Source organism: Pseudomonas sp. 8_5_2, assembly GCF_059295255.1.
On the sequence record NZ_CM181238.1, the window covers coordinates 5,219,947 to 5,243,743 of the forward strand.

Consider the following 23,797-nt stretch of genomic DNA (forward strand, 5'->3'; position numbering starts at 1 on the left):
GGAAAAGAATGGGGTTCAGCATAGACAGGGCCCGCATTGCCAACACAAAGATCAGCCCAGCATCACCTTCAATGCCCGGCAATCGGCCGCATGCCAATCCACCAGCTCCGGCCAGGGATTGTCCGGCAGGTTCACCAGTACCGTACGCGCCCCCGCCGCCCGACCGCAGTCCAGGTCGAAGCGGTAATCGCCGACCATCACCAGCTCGCTCGGCGCCACGCCCCAGGCGCTGGCGATCTTCAGCAGCCCATCAGGGCTTGGCTTGGGCGCAGCTTCGTCCCGCCCGAGCACATGCTCGACGGCAAAACAGTCCGCCAGGCCGATCGCCTCCAGCGTCACATGCGCCAGCTCCCGCGCATTGCGGGTGAGGATACCCAGCCGGCAACCGCGCCCGGCCAGCTCGCGCACCAGCTCCACCGCCCCGCTGGCTGCCGTCGAGGTAATGGCCAGGTCGCGCTCGTGCTCCAGCAACCAGGCATGCTTGGCCGCCGCCTCCGCTGCCGGCAACGCCGCCAGGTGGGTCAAAATATCGTCTTCAGGCGGAATCTCCAGTGCCTCGCGGATCGCGGCAAAATCGTGCACTGCCACAGTCAGGGTGCCGTCCATGTCGAACACCCAGTTGCGGATCTCGGCCAGGTTCATGCCCAGTCCTTGCGGTGGCGAATCAGGCCTTCCTGGCACGACGACGCCACCAGTTGCCCGGCCTGGTTGTAAATGCTGCCACGGCAGAAACCGCGAGAGTTGCCGGCCCATGGGCTGTCGGTGGCATACAGCAGCCACTCGTCTGCGCGCAGGTTGCCGTGGAACCACAGCGAATGGTCGAGGCTGGCGATCTGCATGTCGCGCTGCCACACCGACTTGCCATGCGGCAGCAACGCCGTGGTCAGCAGGCCGAAGTCAGAGGCGTAGGCCAGCAGGTATTTATGCAAAGCTGGCACGTCGGGCAGCTTGCCGTCGGCGCGGAACCAGGCGTACTTCACCGGGTCGCCGGGCTTGGGGTTGAACGGGTCACGCTCGGTGACCGGGCGGATCTCGATCGGCTTGGCGCACAGCACCTTGTCGCGAATTCGCTCGGGAAGCTGATCGGCCATGGCGCGGGCCAGCTCCACTTCGGTGGGCAGGTTTTCCGGGCCGACCACATCAGGCATCTGTGCCTGGTGCTCGAAGCCTTCTTCGTCGTACTGGAACGACGCGCTGCAGGTGAAGATGGTATGGCCCTTCTGGATCGCAGTCACCCGCCGGGTGCTGAAGCTGCCGCCATCGCGCACGCGGTCCACCGAATACACCACCGGCAGGCTGGCATCGCCCGGGCGCAGGAAGTAGCCGTGCAACGAATGCACATGGCGTGCGTCTTCGACCGTCTGACTGGCCGCCGACAATGACTGGCCCAGCACCTGCCCACCGTACAACTGGCGGAAGCCCAGGTCCTGGCTGCGTCCGCGGAACAGGTTCTCCTCGATGGACTCGAGGCTCAACAGGTCGACCAGGTCGTCCAACACATGACTCATCGGGGCTTCTCCTAGCAAGGCAACACATCTCTACAGCGCTGTTATGAGGGCAAATGATACAGGGTTTGTCATTCGCGCCGGGCATGGCCGTGTATTCAGGCGCGCAGGGTGCGCTCCCAGTGCGCGCGGTCGATGCGGTACAGCACATGCGGGCGCAGCGGGTGCCCGACGGGCAGGCGGGGGTGCTCGAAACTGCCGTGCACGTCCTGCTGCATGCCAATGGCCTGCATCACCTTTTGCGACGGCAGGTTGCTCTCGCTAGTGAACGACACCACTTCCTCCAGGCGCAATTGGGCGAACGCACAACGCAGGCAGGTCCACGCCGCTTCGCTGGCAAAGCCCTGGCCCCAGTGGCGCCGCGCCAAGCGCCAACCGATCTCCACGGCTGGCGCGAAGCTGGCGTCAAAATTGACGTTGAGCAACCCGGTCATGCCGATGAACGCACCGGTGTCCTGGCGTTCGAGCGCCCACAGGCCAAAACCGTATTCGTTGAAATGCCCGCGCACGCGGCCGATCAGCGCGGCAGCCTCCAGGCGCGTCAGTGGGGCGGGGAAATAACGCATCACCTGCGGGTCGGCACACAGCGCGGCGAACTCGCCCAGGTCGTCGTCGCGCCATTGGCGCAGCACCAGCCGTGCGCTTTGCAGTTCATGAATGGGGGTCATCGGGCCTGCTCCGGTTTTGCCGCCTTGCAGTTTACAGCGTAGGCGCGGGTGCGGGTTTCACCCAGCTGCAGCAACCGAATGCAATTTTCACAAGCCCTTCACCGGTCCCCGACAGCCCGCTCGGCAACATGCTCGCCACCACTGCCGCGCCAGGCGCGGCCATGTCTATGGAGCAACGCATGTTATCGAGCAATACCCTGGGGCACCCTGCCATCCACGCCCGGCGCAAGCGCCGCCTGGGCCGCAAGGCCCTCGGTGCCGCCCTTGGCCTGTGCATGGTCGTGGCGGCGTTGACCACCTGGCTGGCGACGAGGACGCACATCGTGGACCTTGGCAACGATCAACAACTGAGTGACAGCGGATTGCTGCAGGACTGGGTCGAGGGGGCGGTGATCGTGATGATCCGCCACGCCGAACGCTGCGACAGCGCCCCCGGCCCCTGCCTGGACGACCCCACCGGCATCACCGTGGCCGGTAGCCAGGCCGCCGGCCGGGTCGGCCAAGGGCTGCACCAGCTGGGCCTGAACAACGCCGATCTGCTCAGCAGCCCTAAACTGCGCACCCGGCAAACCGCGCACTTCATCCTTGGCCAGGCAGTGGCCAGCGAAGACTGGCTGGAAGGGTGCGACAATCGGTTTGCCAGTGAAGCCCTGGCCCGCAAGCGCCCGGGGCATAACCTGGTACTGGTGACGCATAACGGTTGCATCGATCACTTCGCCCGCCAGCAGAACGTTGCAGGCGGTGAGCGTGAAAGCGGTTACGCCAGCGCATTGTTCGTTTCGGTGGATGGCAATGGCAAGGCACGCATCCTCGGGCGCCTGAACGAACCGGACTGGCAACGAGTATTGGCGAGCGCAGGGCGATAACTGGCAAGATCAGCACTGGCCCTGATTGCGAATGCCCCATGCCGTTGCCGCTGATCTACCACGAAGACTACAGCCCGGAGTTCCCCGCCGAACACCGCTTTCCGATGGACAAGTTCCGCCTGCTTCACGACCACCTGGTCGACAGCGGGCTGACCACCGACCAGGCGCTTTTGCGTCCGGATATCTGCCCCAACGATATCCTCGCCCTGGCCCATGACCGCGGCTACATCGAGCGTTACATGAACGGCGAGCTGTCACGCGAGGACCAGCGCCGCCTGGGCCTGCCCTGGAGCGAGGCCCTGGCCCGGCGTACCGTACGCGCAGTCGGTGGCTCGCTGCTAAGCGCCGAGATGGCACTGCAGCACGGCATCGCTTGCCACCTGGCCGGCGGCACCCACCACGCCCATTACGACCACCCGGCAGGCTTCTGCATCTTCAACGACCTGGCAGTGATCAGCCGCTACCTGCTGGAAGCTGGCCGGGTGCATCGCGTGCTGATCTTCGACTGCGACGTCCACCAGGGCGATGGCACCGCGCGCATCCTGCACGACACACCAGAGGCCATCACCGTATCGCTGCATTGTGAGCAGAACTTCCCGGCGCGCAAGGCGCAAAGCGACTGGGACATCCCGCTGCCCCGTGGCATGGGTGATACCGCCTACCTGAAGGTGGTCGACGACGCGCTCAACTACCTGCTGCCCCTGTATCAACCCGACCTGGTGTTGTATGACGCCGGCGTGGATGTGCACAAGGACGACGCCCTCGGCTACCTGCAATTGACCGACGTCGGTGTTGCCGCGCGGGACGAGGCGGTGCTGCGCCACTGCCTGGGCCGCGACATCCCGGTGGTGGGCGTGATCGGCGGTGGCTACAGCAAAGACCGCGCGGCCTTGGCCAAACGCCACGGCATCCTCCATCACAGCGCAGCACGTGTCATGGGTTGTTCACAATGACTGTGGAACCGCCTGTGGATAACCTGCTGGAAAGCGGCTGTGAGCCATGGCCCGTAAGGCTTGCATAGAACTGATCATTTTTTGACCAGTGCTTCCGTTGGCAGCCCTGCGTTAGAATGCGCATCTTTTCCACAGCCCGCCGCCCGCCATGTCCGATCTGAAGCCCACCTTCCCTCCCCTCGCAGTCGTCATTGGTGGCGGCCCCGCCGGCCTGATGGCCGCTGAAGCCATGGCCCAAGCGGGCCTGGCGGTCGAGGTGTTCGACGCCATGCCTTCGGTGGGGCGCAAGTTCCTGCTGGCCGGGGTCGGTGGCATGAACATCACCCATTCCGAGCCCTACCCGGCATTCGTGTCCCGCTATGCAGAGCGCCAGGGCGAGATCGCTGCGCTGCTGCGCGACTTCGACGCCGACGCTTTGCGCCAGTGGATTCATGGCCTGGGCATTGAAACCTTCGTCGGCAGCTCGGGCCGGGTGTTCCCCACCGACATGAAAGCGGCACCCCTGCTACGCGCCTGGCTCAAGCGGCTGCGCGACAGTGGGGTAGTTATCCACACCCGCCACCGCTGGCTGGGCTGGGACGCCGAGGGCGCCTTGCGAATCGCTTATCCACAGGGTGAGCGGTTACTGAATGCTGCGGTCGTGGTATTGGCGTTGGGCGGCGGCAGCTGGGCGCGCCTGGGCTCTGACGGCAGCTGGCAGCCGCTGCTGGCCGAACGGGCTGTGGATATCTCGGCCTTGCAACCGAGCAACTGCGGCTTCGAAGTCGAAGGCTGGAGCGCGCTGCTCAAGGACAAGTTTGCCGGGGCGCCCTTGAAGAACATCGCCCTTGGGGTAGCGGGCAGCGCGCCGCGCAAAGGTGAGTTCATTCTCACTGCCCAAGGCATCGAGGGCAGCCTGGTGTACGCCTGGTCGGCGCCAGTGCGCGAGGCCATCAACCGCGAAGGCCGTGGGGTGCTGTTGCTCGACCTGCTACCGGACAAGCCTGTGGACAAAGTTGCCCAGGCACTCGCCAGACCGCGAGGCTCGCGCTCCATGGCCAAGCACTTGCACAGCCAGCTGGGCATCGACGGGGTGAAGGCGGCGCTGCTGCGGGAACTGACCGATCAGGCGACGTTTGCCGACCCCGAAGCATTGGCGCGGGCGATCAAGGCGTTGCCGATCACGCTGGTGCGGGCACGACCGCTGGATGAAGCGATCAGTAGCGCGGGCGGGGTGCGTTTCGAGGGGCTGGATGAGGGGTTGATGATAAAGGCCCTGCCGGGGGTGTTCTGCGCCGGCGAAATGCTGGACTGGGAGGCGCCGACTGGCGGGTATCTGCTGACCGCATGTTTTGCCAGTGGGCTGCGCGCCGGGCGAGCGGCAGCGGATTGGGTAATGCGGATTAACTGAAAGATTGCCGGGGCTGCTTTGCAGCCCCAGAATTTTCAAGGCTTACGCTTGCGTGGCCCACCATTGAAGCTAGGCACCTTGCGCACAGCCTTCACCGCCGGCTCCGGCTCGCCACTGTCCATCCAGCGCCCCAACCCGCGCTTGGCGCTGTTTTCCTTTGGCTTCTTGGGCTTCTTCGGCTTCTTGACCACCTGGCCACTGGCGTCGGTCATCGGCACCCGGTGTTCGGGGATGAAATCAGGCTCTTCATGGCGCGCCAGGGTCTGCCGGGTGAGCACTTCGATGGCCGACAGCATCTGCACTTCATCGGCACACACCAGCGATATCGCCTCGCCCTTGTTACCCGCCCGCCCAGTACGCCCGATGCGGTGCACGTAGTCCTCGGCAACAATCGGCAGGTCAAGGTTGACGACCAGCGGCAGGTCGTCGATATCCAGGCCACGGGCCGCCACATCTGTAGCGACCAGCACCTGCACTTCACGGGCCTTGAAGGTGTCCAGGGCGCGCTGGCGGGTGGCCTGAGGGCGGTCGCCGTGGATGCCGTCGGCATTCACCCCTTCTGCCAGCAAGCGCTCCACCAGCTGGTCGACGCCGTTGCGGGTCTTGGCAAACACCAGCACCTGGGTCCAGCGCTGCTTGCGCAGCAGGTGGCAGAACAGGTCGGCCTTGCGCTTTTTATCCACAGGCACCAGCCACTGCTTGACGCTGGCGGCCGCGGCGTTGCGCGGGCTGACTTCGATGCTCAGCGGGTCATTCAGGGCCAGCCCCGCCAGCATGCGGATCTGCTCGGAAAAGGTAGCGGAGAACAGCAGCGTCTGACGCTTGCGTGGCAGTGCGGCGTACACCGACTGCAGCTCTTCGGCAAAGCCCAGGTCGAGCATGCGGTCGGCTTCGTCCAGCACCAGGGTCTGCACCTGGTTGAACTTCACCGCGTTCTGCCGGAACAGGTCGAGCAAGCGACCTGGCGTGGCCACCAGCAGGTCGACGCCGCGGCGCAGGCGCATCATCTGCGGGTTGATGCTGACCCCGCCATACACCGCATAAGTGCTCAGCGGCAGGTTTTCAGCGTACTCGCGCACGTTGTTGTGCACCTGTTCGGCCAGCTCACGGGTGGGCACCAGCACCAGCGCGCGGATCGAGTTGGCGGCCACCTTCTCGCCCTCCAGTGCCAGACGTTGCAGCACAGGCAGGGCAAAACCTGCGGTTTTGCCGGTGCCGGTCTGGGCTGCGGCCATCAGGTCGCGGCCGGCCAGCACGGCGGGGATGGCCTTGGCCTGCACCGGGGTCGGGGTGGTGTAGTCCAGCTGCTGCAGGGTGCGCAGCAGCGGTTCGATCAGGCCGAGTTTGGCGAAATTCATGGCAATACCGTCAGGGGGTTCAGCGAAGGCGGCAAGTTTACCGCATCGCCCCTGCCTACTTGCAGATTTCACCTTTCAACGGTTGCGCCGGCGCAGGTGCCTTGCGCCACTGCGGCAGGCCGATCAGCACCACCGCGCCGATGATCACCGCCATGGCCACGCACTCTTCGGCGCCAATCTGTTCACCGGCAAAGACGATGCCCAGCAACACCGCTACCGCCGGGTTGACGTAGGCATAGCTGGTGGCGGCCGCCGGGCGAACATGCTTGAGCAGGTACATGTAGGCACTGAACGCCAGGATCGAGCCGAACAACACCAGGTACGCCAGCGCTCCCCAGCCGGCGGCTGTCGGCATCTGCGTCATGCGCTCGCCAGACAGCACACTGCCCAGCAACAGCACGGCACCACCGACCAGCATTTCCGCGGCGCTGGCCATCGGGCCCTGCGGCAGTGGCAGCGATTTGCTCCACACCGAACCAAACGCCCAGGAGGCGGCGGCGAAAATGATCAATGCTGCACCAATCGGGCTGGCCTGCAGGTTGGAGCCCAGGTTGAGCATGCCGATGCCCACCAGCCCAAGGGCAATCCCCGCCCACTCCAACCTGGAATTACGGTGCCCGAACAACAGGCCGAACAGCAAGGTGAACAGGGGCACCGTCGCCACCGCCAATGCTGCCACGCCCGAAGCCACGCCGGCATGTTCGGCCACGGTCACACCGCCGTTGCCGCAACTCAGCAGCAGAAAGCCGATCGCCCCCGCCGCTCGCCATTGCGGCCACGTCGGCGCTGGCACCCCGCGCCAGCGCAGGAAGCCATACAGCAGGCCACCGGCAATCAGGAAGCGCACCCCGGCCATCAGCATCGGCGGCCAGCTCTCGACACCAATGCGAATGAACAGGTAGGTGGAGCCCCAAACCAGATACAGGGCAAGAAAGGCACCAATGAGCAATAACGGGAAGCGACGGGAGGCAGGCATGGAAAAACTCGAAATCCGTTTACGGGTGATTCAGTTTAAGGGCCTGCCAAGGCAAAGATAAGTTACAAAATGGCTTGAAATGGGCGGCACACTTTTGCGCCGCTCTAACAATATTTCGCCAACGCCTCGCGAACCTTCGCCGCAGGTGTTTTCTGCAAGCGGCACAGCATATCGTGCGAAAGTTGCTGCACCCCATGGTTCTGGCGCAATACGCCAGCCAGATGCTGCAGCAGGTTGGCCGCCATCTCGGCATCAGCCATGGCACGGTGCGCGGCACCGGTATCCGGCAGCCCGGCCCAGCGGGTCAGAGTGCCCAGCTTGTGGTTCGGCGCCGCCGGCAACAAGCGTCGCGACAACAACAGCGAACAGGCGAATGACTGGCTGCGGCTGCGGCCGATACGGCCAAGTTCGTAGTCCCAGAACTTCTGGTCGAAGGCAGCGTTATGCGCCAGCAGTGGCGTGCCACCGACGAATTCGGCCACTTCGTTCATCACCTTGTCCACCGGTGGCGCACTGCGCAGCATGGCGGTGGTGATGCCAGTCAGCCCGGCGACGAACGCCGGCACCGGCACGCCGGCGTTCATCAGGCTCTGGTAGCGCTCGACGATACGCCCGCGCTCCAGCATCACGACCGCCACCTCGGTGGCGCGGCAGCCGGCGCTGGGGGTGATGCCAGTGGTTTCAAAGTCGATGACAGCAATACGTTCCATGAACAGACCTTAGTGTTTGAGCAACAGCGTACCTTCGATAGGTACATAGCGGGTGGCGGCACGGATCAACGACAGCGCGGTAAGCCCAGGCACGCCATACACCACCGCCTCGGTGCCATGGCGCTGGATCACCCGTTCCAGCAACAGGTCAAAATCGCCGTCCCCCGAGGCCAGCACGACCTGGTCGACCCGGCTTGCCGCGTCAATCACATCCAGGGTGATGCCAACGTCCCAGTCACCTTTGGCCGACCCATCGCTGCGCTGGATGAACGGCTTCAGCCGCACCTCGAACCCGAGGTTGCGCAGAATCTGCTGGAATTGCTGCTGCTTGCTGTCACCGCGATCAATGGCGTAGGCCACGGCCTCGACGATCTGGCCTTCGCGGCTGACATCGGCCCACAGGGCGGTGTAGTTGAAATGGCAACCGTGCGCCTGGCGCACGGTGTAGTAGAGGTTCTGCACATCGGCGAACAGCGCGATCTTTTTCACCTGGGAACCTCATGTCTGGCCTGGGATACCGGGGGCCGCCTGGCAGCCACCGGAAATGCCAGCAGTATGCCAGACCTGTCAGACGTACGAGTCATCGTCCGAGAAGAACCCACCACCATCGCTGCCATAATCGGTGTCGGCGTAACCACCCTGGTCATTGCCCCACCCACTATTGTCAGCCACTTGCTGCTGCCCGCCCTGGTCGTTCCAGCCGCCGCTGTCACTGGCCGGCAGGGGCTCTTCATTGACCACTTCAACCACCTCTTCCGGTTGCGAGTTGTGGTTGAACAGGCTGCTGATGCCCTGCGCCAGCAATACCCCGCCCGCCACACCGGCGGCGGTCTGCATGGCGCCACCCAGGAAGCTGCTGGCACCACCGCGCGCAGGGGCGGCGCCAAACCCCGGCTGCTGCGCCTGTGGCTGGGAAAAACCCGGTGCCGACGGCTCACGCCAACCACCGCCCGACGCCACCGCGGGTGCCGAAGGACGCTGCGGCTGCTGCACAGCCGGGGCAGCGCTACGCCCACCCGAACCAAAGATGCCGGACAGGAAGCCACCACCGCCATTGCTCGGCGCACTATTGGCAGCCTGTGCGGCCTCGGCCTGCGCGCGGGCCCGCTTCAGTTCGGCTTCCAGCTGTTTGTTCTGCTCGTCCAGGCGCTTGAGTGCGGCTTCCTGTACCAGGATCGCCTGGGCCATGTAGTAAGGCGCCGCCGGCTGCTGACGCAGGTGCCCCTCGATGCATGCCTGGGCCTGCGCATCACGCGGCTGCGCTGGGTCTTCGGCTTGCTTGATGCGGCCGAACAGGCCGTCGATCAGGGATTGTTCTTCAGTATTCATGGGGCGACCTCATGGGTAGCGGGACATCGGACAGGCTCAAAGATGGGGCGTGCAGGCGTAGGATTCAATAACCTGTGCCGTGAAACTTTTTTCAGCAAGTGACAGACGCGGGCCCGCTTTGGGCTAAAGTTATGCCCCTGTTTTTACTGCCATGCGATGTTGACCGATGAATCCGCTGAGCGTCCTGCGCGACTCCCTGTACTTCTTCCGCCGCCACCTGCCGAACATTGTCCAGCTGTGCCTGCCGCTGGTGGTGCTGGAGGCCTTGCTCACCCAACTGCTGTACCGGCAGATGGGCGACCAGGCATCGCCGGCCTACGGCATGCTGGTCAGTCTGTTGTTCTACCCGCTGTACAGCGCGGCACTGATCCTTTACCTCGACACCCGCAGCAATGGCCAGGAAATCGGCAAGCGCGACCTGTTCGCCCGGGCCCTGCAACTGTGGCCGCAACTGGCGCTGCTGATACTGATCAGCTCGCTGCTGATCATGGCCGGCCTGGCACTGTTCGTGTTCCCGGGGGTGTGGATCATGATCAACCTGGTGTTCGCCGAGTACCTGCTGGTGCTGCGCGGCCTGCCCGTGGTGCAGGCGATGCGCGAAAGCGCGCGCATGACCACCGGTCACTTCATGCGGATCATGATCTGCGTGGTGAGTGTGCTGGCGCCGATCTGGCTGATCGACGGGTTGTTGCTGATGGCCTTCCCCGAGCCATCGCCGGGCATGGAACTGGCCATGGACAGCCTCAGCGGATTCCTGCAGCTGTTCAGCACCGTGGTGCTGTTTCGCTTGTTCATGCTGCTGGAGGGCGAAACCGCCGGCTGACATGCCGCCAAAGGAAGCCCTTGACCATGCCTGCTGTTCGGAGGGCCCACTATGCTGGGCTCGCCTTTTCGAACCGATGGAGAACAGCAGGTGAACGTACCTACCATCCCCACCACGTGGGCTGACCAACTCGAAGTATTCCTTGGCACCCTGCATACCGTGCCGCCCGCTACCACAACGCCGTCTGCTGATCCCGAAAGAGCCGTTTACCGCAGCTATTTCGAAGACCGTGAGGGCAACGTCCTGGGTGGTCAAAGCGACTGGATCGTTGCGGGCAAGGAAAAGCCTGCCTACACCTTTCGCTTTCTGCTGCATTCAAGAAGCTCGGATCGATTGCACTTCATGATCACCGGAAGTGGGCCGGACCACGAAAAAAAGGTAGGCATCAGCCGCAATGGCTACCTGGGCCTTTATCAGGTCTCAACCGTCAGCGACTTCATCAAGATCGAACCCTTGGAGTGGTCAGAGAACGCAGTGCTGTGCCGCCTGCGCGACCATCTTGGCCACGCCGTCAAGGCGCGACACGATTCTGCAACCGATACCCCTCGATTCTCCTATTTGAACGCCCAGGCAGGTGCTGACACTCTTTTCATCCTGCAGCGTGTTCACAACTGACCCCCAACCAGACCTTGTGGTTTCAGGTCCCGCGAGGCTTGGCCCGTGCCGTAGCCTCGGCAACTAGCGGGTCATCCGGCCAGTAATGCTTCGGATAGCGCCCTTTCAGGTCCTTCTTCACCTCGGCATAGGTCGTGCGCCAGAAGTTGGCCAGGTCCTGGGTCACCTGCACCGGGCGACGCGCCGGCGACAGCAAGTGCAGTTTGACTTGCTGGCGGCCGTTGGCGATGCGCGGTGTGTCGGCAAGGCCGAACAGCTCTTGCAGGCGCACGGCGAGGATCGGCGGGGTTTCGCTGTAATCCAGGCGGATGCTGGAGCCGGACGGCACCGTCAGCTGCGCCGGGGCCTGTTCTTCCAGGCGCTGCGGCAGCGGCCAGGGCAACAGGTTGCGCAGCATCGACGGCAGGTCCAGCGCGGCGAAATGGCTGAGGCGGGACACTTTGCCCAAGTACGGCTGCAGCCAGTCTTCCAGGCTGGCGAGCAGGGCTTCGTCACCCAGATCGGGCCAGTCGCTGTGGCTTTCCTTGGCCAGGTCGAGCTGGCGCAACAGTGCCACTCGTGCCTGCCACTGCCGCAGTTCAGGCGTCCAGCTCAGCACGTTCAAGCCTTTGCGCCGCACCAGACCAAGCAACGCCCGGGCCCGAGCCTGGTCGTCCAGGCCGGGCAGCGGCTCGCGGCTGAGCACCAGCTCGCCAACCTTGATCTGGCGCTCGGCACGCAACACCTGCTCGCGCTCGTCCCAATCCAGAATGTCGACCCGCTCGACTTGCTCGGCCAGCACGCCGTCGAGCAGGGCCGGGTCGAACTCGGCCGCCAGGTAGATCCGCTCCTCACGCTGGCCTTGCCGGCTACCGAGGTCGGCGATCACCAACCACGGGCACTTCATCAAGGCATCGACTTCGGCAAACAGCGCCGCACGGCCGTTGGCCAAGCGATACTCGGCACCGCCCTCGCGGCGCTGCTGGGCGACGCGGTCGGGGTAGGCCAGCGCCAGCAGCGCGCCCAGCCAACGTGGGTGATCCGGGTCAGCGACGGGCGCACCCGTTTTGACCCGCAGCAAGCTGCGGTACTGGCGCGCCAGCTGGCGGGCGCGCTGCACGCCACCCTGGCCGCCACGGGCAGCCTTGCTCTCGCCGCTGACCAGCGCCAGCCGGCTGTGCAGGTCGGCACCGCCGCCGCGCTGGATATCCCGCTCGCCCAACAACGCCGCCACGTCACAAGCCATCTGTGCCAGGCCCAGGTCCTGGCCACGCAATAACAGGTGGGCGATGCGCGGGTGGGCGGGTAGCTCGGCCATGGCCTGGCCATGTTCGCTGAGGTTGTCGCGGCTACCCGCCTTGAAGGCATTCAGCCGCGCCAGCAGGTCCTGGGCCTGGCCGAATGCGGCAACAGGCGGCTGGTCCAGCCAGCGCAACTGCTCGGGCGTAACGCCCCAACGCGCCAGTTGCAGGGCCAGGCCGGCCAGGTCGGCCTGAAGGATTTCGGCGCTGCCATGGGTGGCAAGCTGGTCATGCTGGGCCTCGGACCACAAGCGGTAGCACACACCCGGCTCAAGTCGGCCGGCACGGCCGGCGCGCTGGGTGGCGCTGGCGCGGGAAATGCGCTGGGTGTCGAGGCGGGTCATGCCGCTGCCGGGGTCGAAACGGGGCACCCGCGCCAGGCCTGCGTCGATCACCACGCGCACGCCGTCGATAGTCAGGCTGGTTTCGGCGATGTTGGTGGCCAGCACCACCTTGCGCTGGCCTTTGGGCGCAGGGTCGATGGCAGCGCGCTGGGCATTGAGGTCGAGTTCGCCATGCAGCGGGCACAGCAGAATCCCGGGGCGTTCGCCCAACGCCTCCTGCAGGCTCTGGTGCACACGGCGGATCTCGGCCTGGCCCGGCAGGAACACCAGCACACTGCCGGTCTGGTCAGCCAGCGCCTGGAGCACGCTATCCACCACCCGCGGCTCGATGAATTCCCCGGGCTGGAAGGGCCGGCCCCAGCGAATGTCCACCGGGTGCATGCGCCCTTCACTGCTGACCACCGGGGCATCGTCCAGCAGCCGCGACAGCCGCTCGCCCTCCAGGGTGGCGGACATCAGCAGAATCTTCAGCGGCGGGTCGTCACGCAAAAGCTCGCGCCCATTCAGGCTCAGCGCCAGCGCCAGGTCTGCGTCCAGGCTGCGCTCGTGATATTCGTCAAAAATCAGCAGGCCCACACCTTCCAGTGCCGGGTCGGCCTGCAGGCGACGGGTGAGGATGCCTTCTGTGACCACCTCGATGCGGGTTTTCGGCCCGACCTTGCTGTCCAGGCGGATACGGTAGCCCACGGTTTCGCCCACCTTTTCGCCCAGCTCGCTGGCCAGCCGCTCGGCAGCTGCCCGCGCCGCCAGGCGTCGCGGCTCAAGCATGAGGATGGTCTGCCCGGCCAGCCACGGCTGGTTCAGCAGCGCCAGCGGCACGCGGGTGGTCTTGCCGGCGCCAGGGGGCGCCTCCAGCACGGCTTCGTCGCGGTTTTCCAGGGCCTGGCGCAGGGCCGGCAACACGGCATCGATTGGTAAAGAAATCATGGTGGTCCTCGAACAGTCCGGCGAGTATAACGGCGAACCCAGCCTGCTCTATCATGGTCTTAGCAACAGGCGCAGGCGCTTCGCTTGCCCTGCTGAAGAACTTTTCGGAGATTTACATGCGCATCCCAACCCGCGTCATCGGTGGCGCCCTCATCGCCACCCTGCTGACCCAACTGACCGCCTGCGGCACCCTTTTCTACCCGGACCGTCGCGGCCAGATCGGCGGCAAGATCGACCCAGTGGTTGCCGCCATGGACGCCATCGGCATCCTGTTCTACGTGATCCCGGGCCTGATCGCCTTCGGCATCGACTTCGCCACGGGCGCCATCTACTACCCAGGCGGGCATACCGCACAGGTCGACCCGGGCAAACTGCGCGACGCCGTCGGCCCGGATGGCAAGGTCGACAACCTGAAGCTGCAGGCCATCCTCGAGAGCGAACTTGGCCAGCGCCTGCCGCTGAACGACCCACGGCTGATCCAGCACCGTGGCAGCGTCGAGCAGCTGGCCAGCCTGGGCCTGGCGCCCGCCGCCTGAACCACAAGGGCACTGAGCACAAGGACACTGACCACGGATGAGCACCACCCCGGCTGAACACCAGCGCCTGCTACGCCTGGCCACCCGCGCATCATTGGCGGTGGCCAGCATCCTGGTGCTGAGCAAAGCGCTGGCCTGGTGGCTGAGCGGCTCGGTCAGCCTGCTGGCCGGGCTGACCGACTCGGCACTGGACGCTGTCGCCTCGTTTCTCAACCTGCTCGCCGTGCACTATGCGCTGCGCCCCGCCGACGATGACCACCGTTTTGGCCATGGCAAAGCAGAAGCCCTGGCCGGCATGGCGCAGGCCCTGTTCATCGGTGTCAGTGCGGTGCTGATCGGGGTACAGGCGGTCGAACGCCTGCAGAGCCCGCAACCTTTGGGGGATACCGGTACAGGGATCGCGGTGATGCTGTTGTCGCTGGCGCTCACCCTGGCCCTGCTGGCGCTGCAGCACAAGGTCATCCGGCTGACCGGTTCAACTGCGGTGCGCGCCGACTCCCTGCACTACCGGTCGGACCTGCTGCTTAACAGCAGCATCCTGCTGGCCCTGCTGCTGGCACGCTTTGGCTGGCCGCAACTGGATGCGCTGTTCGGCTTGGGCATCGCGTTCTATATCCTCTGGAGCGCGTTGCAGATTGCCCGCGAAAGCACGGCCATCCTGATGGACAAGGAACTGCCCGGTAATGTCGGCGAGGCCATGGCCGCACTGGTGCTGGCCATCCCCGGGGTGAAAGGCGTGCATGACCTGCGTACGCGGGTGTCGGGCAACCAGTGGTTCGTGCAGTTGCACCTGGAACTGCCGGGGCAGCTGCCGCTGCATCAGGCGCATGAGCTATGCGTCGAGGCCTCAAGGGTAATCCGCCAGCGTTATCCCCAAGCGGATGTGATGGTGCACGCGGATCCTGTGTAAACCTGCAAGGACGCTATCGCCGGCAAGCCAGCTCCCACAGGGACTGCACCGGCCTCGATGCATGCACAATGCCGGTGGGAGCTGGCTTGCCGGCGATAGCGCCTGGGCAGGCCGTACACCTCGATCAGTTGATGCTGTACCCCCGCCCACTGAAGCAGGCGCCCAGCGCGCGCCGATAGTTATCGGCCACATTGACCGGCGGCGCATACGGCGCTGTCGCCGGGTCGAACCCTGACTGGCTGACCGCCCAGCGATGGCACTGGTAGCGGTCCTGGTCCTGCTGCTCCTGGCCCTGGCCGTACATGGGGTAAGCCACCACGTCATAACCACCGCTCGCCGACGCGACCGCCACCGGCGGTGGCGCTACGGCAGGTGGGTTGACCACCACGTACTCGCGGCTGTCGGCCATGTACTGGTAATAGGTATCGGCCACCAGGAAAAACAGCGCCCCGCCCAACCACACTTCACGGGCATAGGACGGCAGGTACTCCACCCTTACTCCATAAGGCGGCGCCACGACGATGTATCGGCCACCGTGCGGACGGTACCAGTAGCCACCGGAATAAAAGTACTCCTGCCCGCGATAAGGCACTTTCCAGTAGCGATCCGCAAAGCGCTCCACAGTCTGCCCCGGACGGTACTGCGGCCCAGGCCCCCAGCCATTGCCATGGCCATCCGGGCGCCCCTGCCAGTCCCCGCCGGGCCGTTGCCCCGGGCCACCTGCCTGCCAGTGGTGGTCATCGCCGTGACGGCGCGGAATGTCCTGGTAATACCCCTGCCGTGGCGGCTGGGTCTGGCGCACCTCGTCGCGCGAGTTCAGCGAACGACCGGGCCCACCCTCCCCTTGCACCTGCTGGCCGTGTTCGCCATGCCCCTCGCCCGGCCCTTCGGCCAGGGCCCCGAGGCTGATGCTCAAACCCAGCAAACCAACACCTGCCAACTGCCAGATGCGCGACTTCATGTTGTGCCTCGCGGTATATGAAACGGCCTGCCGCCAGTCTACCGCGCCTGCATCCCCGGCGAATGAAATCGCAGCCATGAAAAAAGGGAGGCCGCAGGGCCTCCCTTCAGGAATTGTCGTCCGTGCTCGGCGCTTGTGGCGCCGGCTCACCTCACACCGTCTTCTGGAAGGTGTGTAGCCCGGGGGCCTGCAGATCCTGGTTGGATGGCTGGCCGCGACCGCCCGTCTAGAGCGCGTCGCCGTGGACTGATGTCCGGGCAGTGATTCTGTTGATAAAGATACCGGACCCACTGCGACACAGGATTGCGAAGATTGCTGAGATAAATAGCACTTGCGCAATTTTTAACCCTGGATTGATAATTCGCCGCAATCTGAACAGAAAAGGCAAATGCCATGAGCAAACTTGACCGCTACGACCTGAGCATCCTCGCCGAACTGCAGCGCGATGCGCGCATTTCCAACCAGGAACTGGCCGAACGCATCGGCCTGTCGCCTTCGCCGTGCTCACGTCGGGTCAAGCAATTGGAAGACGACGGCTACATCTCGCGTCAGGTAGCCTTGCTCGACCGCAAGAAGCTGGGCCTGAGCCTGACCGCCTACGTGCTGATCGGCATGGACCGCCATACCCCTGAACGCTTCGAAACCTTCGAGGCGGCCATTCGCAACTTGCCGCAGGTGCTCGAATGCAGCCTGGTGACCGGCATGGATGCTGACTACCAGCTGAAAGTGGTGGTGCCGGACATGGACCACTATCAGAAGCTGCTTCTGGGCAGCCTCACCCGTATCGAAGGCGTTACCAGCGTACGGTCGAGCTTCGTGCTCAACCAGGTACTGGCCAGCACCGAGCTGCCATTGACCCACCTGCGCTGATTGCCTGCGCCCGCTGGCGTATAATCGGCTGCTCAGCCTGCCCGGAGAACAACGATGGATCCCGCCGTATTCGAAGAATGGATGATGATCATCCTGGTCACCGTGTTGATCGGTTTCATGGGGTTCATCGTCTGGGACCTGGCGAAAAAGTCCAAGGCGGGCAAGTTCGGGACGCTGATACTGTTCTTCGTGTTGGGCCTTGGGGTGCTGGCCTTTATCATCAAGAGCGTGGTGGTGGGGTTCCTCGAAGGGGTGTAGAGCGCTTGAAGTGCTGGGAGCGCTTTGCGCTCCGTTCGCGACACGAGGCCGCTCCTACAAGGGATCGCACAATGCCGAGCCTGCGCCAAGCGGACCCGGCTCTAACGCTGCAGTTTCGCCGGGACTTCGCGCCAGCAGCCCTGCTCCAGCCCATCCAGCGCCCAGTCGCCAATCCGTACCCGCACCAGGCGCAAGGTGGGCAGCCCTACCGCCGCCGTCATGCGCCGCACCTGGCGATTGCGCCCCTCGCGAATCACCAGTTCCAGCCAGTGGGTCGGCACACTTTTGCGAAAGCGTACCGGCGGGTTGCGCGGCCACAGGTCTGGCTCTTCCAGGCGCCGTGCCTCGGCCGGCAAGGTCGGGCCATCGTTCAGTTCCACACCGTCGCGCAAGCGCTGCAACTGCTCGTCACTCGGCTCGCCCTCTACCTGCACCCAGTATGTCTTGGCCAGCTTGTGTTTGGGGTCGGCAATACGGGCCTGCAGGGCGCCATCGTTGGTCAGCAGCAGCAGGCCCTCACTGTCGCGGTCCAGCCGCCCGGCCGGGTACACGCCCGGGATGTCGATGAAGTCCTTGAGGGTCGCGCGCCCTTCTCCGTCGCTGAACTGGGTGAGCACGTCGAACGGTTTGTTGAACAGTATCAGGCGCGGCTCGGCCGGTGGCGCCTTGGCCTGGCGACGCGGGCCGGCGGCAGGCCGCGCCTGGGGGCGGCGCGGCTTGTTACGGGGTGGCAGTGACATGGATCCTCAGCGGAACGGCGGCTCATCGAAGCTGCGCAGTTTACGCGAGTGCAGCGAGTTGAGCTCGGTGCGCAGCAGGTCGAGGGCAGCAATGCCGATTTTCAGGTGCTGGCTTACCGCTCTGTTGTAGAACGCGTTGGCCGAGCCAGGCAGCTTGATCTCGCTGTGCAACGGCTTGTCGGAAACACACAGCAAGGTGCCGTATGGCACGCGCAAACGGTAACCCTGGGCCGCGATGGTGCCGCTTTCCATGTCCACCGCCACGGCACGGGACAGGTTGATCAGCGGCCGCTCCTGGGCCCAGCGCAGCTCCCAGTTGCGGTCGTCGTAGGTCAGCACGGTACCGGTGCGCAGGCGCTTCTTCAGCTGCTCGCCGCGTTCGCCGGTCACCTGCGCGGCGGCCTCCTGCAAGGCCAGCTGCACTTCGGCCAGGGCCGGGATCGGAATGTTCGGTGGTACTACCCGGTCGAGAATACCGTCGCGGCGCATGTAGGCGTGCGCGAGTACGTAGTCGCCAATGGTCTGCGACTGCCGCAGGCCGCCACAATGACCGATCATCAGCCAGCAGTGGGGACGCAGCACGGCCAGGTGGTCGGTGATGTTCTTGGCGTTGGACGGGCCGACACCGATGTTGACAAGGGTGACGCCATCGCCGTCGGCGGCGATCAGGTGGTAAGCGGGCATCTGGTAGCGGTGCCAGACCACGCTTGCCACCAGCGCCTGGGTTTCGCCGTGATCCATGGCTTTTTCGATCACCACGTTGCCCGGCAGCACCATGCGCACGAAGCGCGGGTCGTCACGCAGCTGTTCAAGGCCGTGGCTGATGAACTGGTCGACATAACGGTGATAGTTGGTCAGCAGGATCCATGGCTGCACATGGCGCCAGTCGCTGCCGGTGTAGTGCACCAGGCGACGCAGCGAGAAGTCGACGCGCGCGGCATCGAACAGCGCCAGCGGCAAGGTATCGGTGCTGTCCCAGTCATACAGGCCATCGGCGATATTGTCGGTGGCGGCAGACAAGTCGGTGCTTGGGAACACCCTGGCCAATTGCGCGGCGGTGATGCCGCTGCCAGCCAGCTCGTCGCCCTGGTCGACCACGTAGGGGTAAGGAATGTTCTGTTCACTGACGCCAACCTCTACCGTGACGGTGTAGTCGTGCATCAGCGGGCGCAGTTGCTCCAGCAGGTAGCCACGAAATGCCGCTGGCTGGGTGACGGTGACGCTGTAGGTGCCGGCCACCTGAACCTTGGCGTAGGCGCGCGTTGTAGCCGCGACTTCGCCGTGGCTGAAGTAGGTCAGGCGCAGCGCCGGGTAGCGGAACAGGTCACGCTCTTCGGCGTCCGGCTCGGTACGGTCCTTCAGGTAACGCTTCAGGGCCTGGCTCAGGGCCCCTGTGGCCTGTTCGTGCAGGGCCGCCAAACGGTCGACGGCCTGTTCGGGAGTATCAACGACTACAAAAGCGTGGCTCACACTGTGCTTCCTGTCTGGACATGCATGTGAAGCATCTTGCCTGCGTTTCGTGGCAAATACATCCCCGGTGGTCAGTCCCGGCCTCATCGCCGGCACGCCAGCTCCCACAGGAACTGCAGAGCATTCGACACCGGTGCACTACTTGTGGGCGCTGGCTTGCCGGCGACAGGGCCCTCACAGCCAACTCAACCTGGCCAGGTGGGTGTTGCCCTGGCCACCAGGGCCTGCACATCAACACCGCGCGGCAACGCCCCGTACACCCGCCCACCACCCGCCAGCCGGCTACCAATGAACGCATCACTGACCAACGCATTGCCCGCCTCCAGCAACAGCTTGGCCTGCAATGCCAAGGCAATATCCTCGGTCAGCTGCCGCGCCCGGTACTGCATGTCGCCCGTATCGGCAAATGCCCCCTTCAGGTTACCGATATGCGCCGCCAACCGAGCATCACCGTGCCCATCGCCCAATTCGGTGAACAAGGCATCGAGCACACCGGGCTCCTTGGACAACGCCCGCAGCACATCCAGGCACTGCACATTGCCCGAGCCCTCCCAGGTCGAGTTGACCGGCGCCTCGCGGTACAACCGGGGCAGGATGCTGTCTTCCACATAACCCGCGCCGCCCAGGCACTCGGCGGCCTCGTTGATCATGGCGGGTGCGCGTTTGCAGATCCAGTACTTGCCCACCGCCGTGACCAGCCGGGCAAAATGCGCCTGCTGCGGGTCGTCCAGTTGCTCAAGCGCCTGTCCCATGCGCAGGCTCATGGCCAGCGCAGCCTCGCTTTCCAGGGCCAGGTCGGCCAGCACGTTCTGCATCAGTGGCTGCTCGCTCAGTGCCCGCCCGCCGACCTTGCGGTGCGCGCAGTGGTGAGTGGCCTGGGTCAGGGCCTGACGCATCAACGCGCTGGAACCCACCATGCAATCGAAGCGGGTCATGGCGACCATTTCGATGATGGTCGGCACCCCACGTCCTTCTTCGCCGATCATCCACGCCAGCGCACCGCGGAACTCCACTTCGCTGGAGGCGTTGGAGCTGTTGCCCAGTTTGTTTTTCAGGCGCTGGATATAGAACTGGTTGCGGCCGTCATCGGGGCGATGGCGCGGCAGCAGAAAGCAGCTGAGGCCTTTCTCGGTCTGCGCCAGGGTCAGGAAGGCATCGCACATGGGCGCCGAGCAGAACCACTTGTGGCCCACCAGTTCGTAGGGCTGACCGGGACCCGCGATGCCCACAGGGTAAGCCCGCGTGGTGTTGGCGCGCACATCGGTGCCGCCCTGCTTCTCGGTCATGGCCATGCCCAGGGTGACCCCGGCCTTGTGCCGGTCGCCGATGTTGCGCGGGTCGTACTCGCAGGCGAGGATTTTCGGCAGCCAGTATTCGGCCAGGTCCGGTTGCAGGCGCAGCGCTGGCACGGCGGCGAAGGTCATGGTCAGCGGGCAGCCGGTGCCGGCTTCGGCCTGGCTGTGCAGGTAGGTCATCGACGCCCGTGCCACATGGGCACCTGGGCGGGGCTCGGCCCAGGGCAAGGACGGCAGGCCGTGTTCGACGGCGGTGCGCATCAGCTCATGGTAGGCCGGGTGGAATTCGACCAGGTCGATGCGGTGGCCGTAGCGGTCGTGGCTGCTGAACTCGGGTTTGTGTGCGTTGGCGAGGAACCCCGCCTGCATCAGCGGGCCACCGGCCAGCGCCCCGTAGGCATCGATCCGCGACTCGGCCCAACCGGCGCCAAAGCGCCGTGACCATTCCTGCAGCGGCAGGTCGAGGCGGTACAGGTTGGCACCGTCGAGGGGTGGCGGCTGGTTGGTAACTTCGTGGGTTTCAGCGTACTGGTGCAGGTTCATCGGGGGCTCCTGGATCCGGGTAGGCTTGAGAGGACCAGTGAAGCACTGCCTGCGGGGTTGGCAAAGTAGCATTCGTGACTAAAGGTGTGGTGGTGGGGGCAGGAGGTTGAGGTGGTGTGGGGGATGGTAGGCGTCTGTCTTGGGCATGTGTCAGGGCTGACAGGTGTTCGCCTTGAACAGGTATCAGGGCTGGCAGGCGTTCGCCACAGCACATTCAGCGCCTGTGAGATCGAGCGCCGCCCGCGCGGCGCATCGCCGGCAAGCCAGCTCCCACAGCTGTTTCGGGCCAGTTATTCCTGCCTCCTCCGCACTCGCGCCCTTGGTGCATGGCTGGGGATTGCAGAAAAGCACAGGCGACACTTTCAATATCAAAGGGAACAAACAAGGCGGGCAGCGATGAATCACAGGAGGGACTGGCCCGAAACAGATGTGGGAGCCGGCTTGCCGGCGATGCGCCGCGCGGGCGGCGCTCGTCAAAGCGAACGCCGCGCCTGCAGAATCGTCGAGCTGACCTGCACCTGCGAAACCGCCATGTTCAAACTCAACTCGAACCGGCTCCCCAGCCCGCGCGTCGATTCATGCGCCAACCGCGCCCCGAGCAGCTCTCCCATCTGCCGGCAAATCGACAACCCGATCCCCAACCCGCCATAGCGCCGGGTCATCGAGCCATCCACCTGGAAGAACCGCTGATACAAGGTCGACTGCTCCAGGTCATCAAAGCCGATGCCACTGTCACTGACGGTAAAGGTCAACGCCAGATCGCCCGGCCCCATCCGGCGACCGCGCACCTGGATCATCACCCCACCCTGATGGGTGAACTTCAGACCGTTATCTACAAGGCACCCCAGGCAGCGCGCCAGCTTCTGCCCATCGCCCATCAGCCCATCCGGCAGATCGGCCGGAATGTCCAGGCTGATATACAAGCCTTTGCCCAAGGCCTGTCCGGCATAACCTGCGCGCAGGCTCTGCAGCATTGTTCGCAAGCTGAACGGCGCCGGCTGCGCGCGCAGGCGGCCGGCTTGCAGCTCGGAGAGCGTAAGAATGGCATCGACCATGTCCATCATGCCCTGCGCCGACCCCACTGCCGTACGATGGTACTGAGCCATCTCGGCCTCCATCGGCAGGGTGTGCATCAGCTCCAGCGAGCCGATCACGCCATTCATCGGGGTGCGCAATTCATGGGTCACGCTGGCCAGGAATTCGTCCTTAAGCCGGTTGCTGCGTGCCAGTTGCAGGTTCAACTGTTCCAGCGTGCGCCCGGTCTCACGCAAGGTCTGCGCCTGCTGCTCACGCAGGCTGTTGATACGGTCGGCCAAGGCCAGCGACAGCAGTGCTACTTCCAGCGCCGAACCCAGCTGGCTGGCATACATGGTGATGAACACGTTCGGCAGATAGCCCAGCACCATCAGGGTGTTGACCAGGCCACCCAGCAGGAACGCCGTCCAGGCGATGATGAACCAGCGCGCCACGCGCAAGCCGCGCCACCAGGCGAACAGCCCGGCGCTGAAGATGCTCACGGTGAACAGCAACGCCAGCAATGTAGCCATCCGCAGGGCAGTGCCGTAGGGCATGCTCACCGCCAGCACCATGACCAGCGCCCCGCCCAGCATCAGCAACTGCAGCAAGCGGTCGAAACCCCGGCTGATGTTGCCCAGTTGCAGAAAGTGCCGCGCGAACTGGCAGCCGAACAGGCCTGCGGCACCGATGAACAAGGGTGTCGAGGCATTCGCCCACCATGGGCTGTCGGGCCAGAAATAGGCAACGCCCGCACCGTTCACCGAGACCTGATAGAACCCGAACGAAGCGATATAGAGGATGTAATAGAGGTAGCTGATATCCCGCACGCTGAGGTAGATGAACAGGTTGTACACCAGCATCACCAGCAGCACGCCATAGATCATGCCCAGCACATACAGGCGTGTGGGTTGATCTTCCAGATAGGCCTCAGGCGACCACAGCGCCAGCGGTGCCTGCACGGAGCCCTGGCTGTGCAGGCGCAGGTAGGCGGTGGTGACCTGGCCAGGCGGCAGCTGCAACTGGAACAGGTAGTTGTTCTGCCGTATCTGCCGGCTGGCGTAAGGCAAGGCATCACCGGTGCGCTGGGCCAGGCGGTAGCCACCCTGGCGATCAGGCAGGTATAACTCGAGGTGATCGAGGGGTGGGTAGGCCAGTTCCAGCAACCACTGGCGCGGGGCGGTGCCGGCCTCGGCGAGGGGACGCAGATCGACCTTGAGCCAGAACACCGAAGTGGAATAACCGGCGTTCAGTACCTCCTGGTGATGGGCGCGAAAGTTCTTGCCGAACCCCGGGGCGCTGACCTGGGCGATGCTGGCACTGCCGTCGAGGTCTTCATAGACCTGCAGCGCCTTGCCCAACGGAAGGTGCCGGGTAGCGTTGTCGAAATCGACCGCTCCGGCCAGCACGGGCAGCAAGCCCAGAAGCACAATCAGCAAATAGCGCATACAGCCCC

The 23,797-nt window shown here is 64.6% G+C and carries 23 protein-coding genes; 9 read left to right on the forward strand and 14 right to left on the reverse strand.

Annotation, left to right across the window (positions count from 1 at the left end; translation table 11 throughout):
• Positions 1 to 51 precede the first annotated feature (51 nt).
• From AC5O5R_RS23885 to AC5O5R_RS23895, 3 genes are all read right to left on the reverse strand, one after another.
• A complete protein-coding gene (locus AC5O5R_RS23885) occupies positions 52 to 642 on the reverse strand; it encodes an HAD family hydrolase (RefSeq protein WP_172219875.1) in 591 nt (196 codons plus the stop codon).
• On the reverse strand, positions 639 to 1,508 hold the full coding sequence (gene tesB / locus AC5O5R_RS23890) for an acyl-CoA thioesterase II (protein WP_172219878.1): 870 nt from the start codon (positions 1,506 to 1,508) through the stop codon (positions 639 to 641). Before tesB ends, AC5O5R_RS23885 begins: the two co-directional genes overlap by 4 nt.
• A 95-nt stretch (positions 1,509 to 1,603) precedes the next feature.
• On the reverse strand, positions 1,604 to 2,173 hold the full coding sequence (locus tag AC5O5R_RS23895) for a GNAT family N-acetyltransferase (protein ID WP_172219881.1): 570 nt from the start codon (positions 2,171 to 2,173) through the stop codon (positions 1,604 to 1,606).
• A gap of 179 nt (positions 2,174 to 2,352) precedes the next feature.
• Here AC5O5R_RS23895 and pmrG point away from each other — a divergent pair, with 179 nt between their 5' ends.
• The 3 genes from pmrG (at position 2,353) to AC5O5R_RS23910 (ending at position 5,382) form a co-directional block, all read left to right on the forward strand.
• Entirely contained in the window at positions 2,353 to 3,039 is a 687-nt protein-coding gene (pmrG, locus tag AC5O5R_RS23900) for a lipopolysaccharide core heptose(II)-phosphate phosphatase PmrG (RefSeq protein WP_172219884.1), read from the forward strand.
• A 38-nt stretch (positions 3,040 to 3,077) separates the two neighbouring features.
• Positions 3,078 to 3,992, forward strand: coding sequence for a histone deacetylase family protein (locus AC5O5R_RS23905; RefSeq protein ID WP_172219887.1), 915 nt, complete (start codon positions 3,078 to 3,080; stop codon positions 3,990 to 3,992).
• 148 nt (positions 3,993 to 4,140) lie between these two features.
• Entirely contained in the window at positions 4,141 to 5,382 is a 1,242-nt protein-coding gene (locus AC5O5R_RS23910; RefSeq protein WP_172219890.1) for a TIGR03862 family flavoprotein, read from the forward strand.
• 35 nt (positions 5,383 to 5,417) lie between these two features.
• Here the strand turns inward: AC5O5R_RS23910 and rhlE1 are convergent, their stop codons facing one another.
• The 5 genes from rhlE1 to AC5O5R_RS23935 all read right to left on the reverse strand — a co-directional run bounded on the left by rhlE1 (position 5,418) and on the right by AC5O5R_RS23935 (position 9,755).
• Positions 5,418 to 6,740, reverse strand: a complete 1,323-nt coding sequence (gene rhlE1, locus AC5O5R_RS23915) for an RNA helicase RhlE1 (RefSeq protein ID WP_172219893.1) — start codon at positions 6,738 to 6,740, stop codon at positions 5,418 to 5,420.
• Between the two features lie 55 nt (positions 6,741 to 6,795).
• Positions 6,796 to 7,716 carry a drug/metabolite exporter YedA gene (gene yedA / locus AC5O5R_RS23920; RefSeq protein WP_172219896.1) on the reverse strand — a complete coding sequence of 307 codons (921 nt, stop codon included), beginning with the start codon at positions 7,714 to 7,716 and terminating at the stop codon, positions 6,796 to 6,798.
• 104 nt (positions 7,717 to 7,820) lie between these two features.
• The gene (locus AC5O5R_RS23925; RefSeq protein ID WP_172285970.1) at positions 7,821 to 8,426 is read right to left on the reverse strand and encodes a 3'-5' exonuclease; all 606 of its coding nucleotides are present in this window, start codon (positions 8,424 to 8,426) and stop codon (positions 7,821 to 7,823) included.
• Positions 8,427 to 8,435: 9 nt separating this feature from the next.
• Entirely contained in the window at positions 8,436 to 8,915 is a 480-nt protein-coding gene (locus AC5O5R_RS23930; RefSeq protein ID WP_172219902.1) for a LabA-like NYN domain-containing protein, read from the reverse strand.
• A gap of 78 nt (positions 8,916 to 8,993) precedes the next feature.
• Positions 8,994 to 9,755, reverse strand: coding sequence for a DUF2076 domain-containing protein (locus tag AC5O5R_RS23935; RefSeq protein ID WP_172219905.1), 762 nt, complete (start codon positions 9,753 to 9,755; stop codon positions 8,994 to 8,996).
• 166 nt (positions 9,756 to 9,921) lie between these two features.
• On the opposite strand from AC5O5R_RS23935, the gene AC5O5R_RS23940 reads away from it, so the two are divergent.
• A complete protein-coding gene (locus AC5O5R_RS23940) occupies positions 9,922 to 10,578 on the forward strand; it encodes a YciC family protein (RefSeq protein WP_172219908.1) in 657 nt (218 codons plus the stop codon).
• 90 nt (positions 10,579 to 10,668) lie between these two features.
• Positions 10,669 to 11,193 carry a hypothetical protein gene (locus AC5O5R_RS23945; RefSeq protein ID WP_372242408.1) on the forward strand — a complete coding sequence of 175 codons (525 nt, stop codon included), beginning with the start codon at positions 10,669 to 10,671 and terminating at the stop codon, positions 11,191 to 11,193.
• A gap of 22 nt (positions 11,194 to 11,215) precedes the next feature.
• Here AC5O5R_RS23945 and hrpB read toward each other — a convergent pair whose 3' ends face one another.
• Positions 11,216 to 13,744, reverse strand: a complete 2,529-nt coding sequence (hrpB, locus tag AC5O5R_RS23950; protein ID WP_172219911.1) for an ATP-dependent helicase HrpB — start codon at positions 13,742 to 13,744, stop codon at positions 11,216 to 11,218.
• Positions 13,745 to 13,860: 116 nt separating this feature from the next.
• On the opposite strand from hrpB, the gene pmcY reads away from it, so the two are divergent.
• Positions 13,861 to 14,280: a periplasmic Zn2+ metallochaperone PmcY gene (gene pmcY / locus AC5O5R_RS23955; protein ID WP_172219914.1), complete on the forward strand. Its 420-nt coding sequence runs from the start codon at positions 13,861 to 13,863 to the stop codon at positions 14,278 to 14,280.
• Between the two features lie 37 nt (positions 14,281 to 14,317).
• Positions 14,318 to 15,190 carry a cation diffusion facilitator family transporter gene (locus tag AC5O5R_RS23960; protein ID WP_172219917.1) on the forward strand — a complete coding sequence of 291 codons (873 nt, stop codon included), beginning with the start codon at positions 14,318 to 14,320 and terminating at the stop codon, positions 15,188 to 15,190.
• 124 nt (positions 15,191 to 15,314) lie between these two features.
• Here AC5O5R_RS23960 and AC5O5R_RS23965 read toward each other — a convergent pair whose 3' ends face one another.
• Positions 15,315 to 16,151: a DUF6515 family protein gene (locus AC5O5R_RS23965; protein ID WP_172219919.1), complete on the reverse strand. Its 837-nt coding sequence runs from the start codon at positions 16,149 to 16,151 to the stop codon at positions 15,315 to 15,317.
• Positions 16,152 to 16,544: 393 nt separating this feature from the next.
• On the opposite strand from AC5O5R_RS23965, the gene AC5O5R_RS23970 reads away from it, so the two are divergent.
• Together AC5O5R_RS23970 and AC5O5R_RS23975 are read left to right on the forward strand one after the other, a co-directional pair.
• A complete protein-coding gene (locus tag AC5O5R_RS23970; protein ID WP_003249795.1) occupies positions 16,545 to 17,021 on the forward strand; it encodes an Lrp/AsnC family transcriptional regulator in 477 nt (158 codons plus the stop codon).
• 54 nt (positions 17,022 to 17,075) lie between these two features.
• On the forward strand, positions 17,076 to 17,279 hold the full coding sequence (locus AC5O5R_RS23975) for a DUF2788 domain-containing protein (protein ID WP_003249787.1): 204 nt from the start codon (positions 17,076 to 17,078) through the stop codon (positions 17,277 to 17,279).
• A gap of 101 nt (positions 17,280 to 17,380) precedes the next feature.
• On the opposite strand, the gene AC5O5R_RS23980 is transcribed toward AC5O5R_RS23975, so the two are convergent.
• The 4 genes from AC5O5R_RS23980 to AC5O5R_RS23995 form a co-directional block, all read right to left on the reverse strand.
• Positions 17,381 to 18,019, reverse strand: a complete 639-nt coding sequence (locus AC5O5R_RS23980; protein ID WP_256678422.1) for a pseudouridine synthase — start codon at positions 18,017 to 18,019, stop codon at positions 17,381 to 17,383.
• 6 nt (positions 18,020 to 18,025) lie between these two features.
• The gene (amn, locus tag AC5O5R_RS23985; protein ID WP_172219922.1) at positions 18,026 to 19,489 is read right to left on the reverse strand and encodes an AMP nucleosidase; all 1,464 of its coding nucleotides are present in this window, start codon (positions 19,487 to 19,489) and stop codon (positions 18,026 to 18,028) included.
• Positions 19,490 to 19,674: 185 nt separating this feature from the next.
• Entirely contained in the window at positions 19,675 to 21,327 is a 1,653-nt protein-coding gene (locus tag AC5O5R_RS23990; protein ID WP_494514769.1) for an acyl-CoA dehydrogenase family protein, read from the reverse strand.
• Between the two features lie 473 nt (positions 21,328 to 21,800).
• On the reverse strand, positions 21,801 to 23,789 hold the full coding sequence (locus tag AC5O5R_RS23995) for a sensor histidine kinase (RefSeq protein ID WP_494514770.1): 1,989 nt from the start codon (positions 23,787 to 23,789) through the stop codon (positions 21,801 to 21,803).
• Positions 23,790 to 23,797 lie beyond the last annotated feature (8 nt).

Coding starts and splice junctions, on each gene's coding strand:
- AC5O5R_RS23885 (WP_172219875.1), bottom strand. CDS start 642: ATGAACCTGGCCGAGATCCGCAACTGGGTGTTCGACATGGACGGCACC.
- tesB (WP_172219878.1), bottom strand. CDS start 1,508: ATGAGTCATGTGTTGGACGACCTGGTCGACCTGTTGAGCCTCGAGTCC.
- AC5O5R_RS23895 (WP_172219881.1), bottom strand. CDS start 2,173: ATGACCCCCATTCATGAACTGCAAAGCGCACGGCTGGTGCTGCGCCAA.
- pmrG (WP_172219884.1), top strand. CDS start 2,353: ATGTTATCGAGCAATACCCTGGGGCACCCTGCCATCCACGCCCGGCGC.
- AC5O5R_RS23905 (WP_172219887.1), top strand. CDS start 3,078: ATGCCGTTGCCGCTGATCTACCACGAAGACTACAGCCCGGAGTTCCCC.
- AC5O5R_RS23910 (WP_172219890.1), top strand. CDS start 4,141: ATGTCCGATCTGAAGCCCACCTTCCCTCCCCTCGCAGTCGTCATTGGT.
- rhlE1 (WP_172219893.1), bottom strand. CDS start 6,740: ATGAATTTCGCCAAACTCGGCCTGATCGAACCGCTGCTGCGCACCCTG.
- yedA (WP_172219896.1), bottom strand. CDS start 7,716: ATGCCTGCCTCCCGTCGCTTCCCGTTATTGCTCATTGGTGCCTTTCTT.
- AC5O5R_RS23925 (WP_172285970.1), bottom strand. CDS start 8,426: ATGGAACGTATTGCTGTCATCGACTTTGAAACCACTGGCATCACCCCC.
- AC5O5R_RS23935 (WP_172219905.1), bottom strand. CDS start 9,755: ATGAATACTGAAGAACAATCCCTGATCGACGGCCTGTTCGGCCGCATC.
- AC5O5R_RS23940 (WP_172219908.1), top strand. CDS start 9,922: ATGAATCCGCTGAGCGTCCTGCGCGACTCCCTGTACTTCTTCCGCCGC.
- hrpB (WP_172219911.1), bottom strand. CDS start 13,744: ATGATTTCTTTACCAATCGATGCCGTGTTGCCGGCCCTGCGCCAGGCC.
- pmcY (WP_172219914.1), top strand. CDS start 13,861: ATGCGCATCCCAACCCGCGTCATCGGTGGCGCCCTCATCGCCACCCTG.
- AC5O5R_RS23960 (WP_172219917.1), top strand. CDS start 14,318: ATGAGCACCACCCCGGCTGAACACCAGCGCCTGCTACGCCTGGCCACC.
- AC5O5R_RS23965 (WP_172219919.1), bottom strand. CDS start 16,151: ATGAAGTCGCGCATCTGGCAGTTGGCAGGTGTTGGTTTGCTGGGTTTG.
- AC5O5R_RS23970 (WP_003249795.1), top strand. CDS start 16,545: ATGAGCAAACTTGACCGCTACGACCTGAGCATCCTCGCCGAACTGCAG.
- AC5O5R_RS23975 (WP_003249787.1), top strand. CDS start 17,076: ATGGATCCCGCCGTATTCGAAGAATGGATGATGATCATCCTGGTCACC.
- AC5O5R_RS23980 (WP_256678422.1), bottom strand. CDS start 18,019: ATGTCACTGCCACCCCGTAACAAGCCGCGCCGCCCCCAGGCGCGGCCT.
- AC5O5R_RS23990 (WP_494514769.1), bottom strand. CDS start 21,327: ATGAACCTGCACCAGTACGCTGAAACCCACGAAGTTACCAACCAGCCG.
- AC5O5R_RS23995 (WP_494514770.1), bottom strand. CDS start 23,789: ATGCGCTATTTGCTGATTGTGCTTCTGGGCTTGCTGCCCGTGCTGGCC.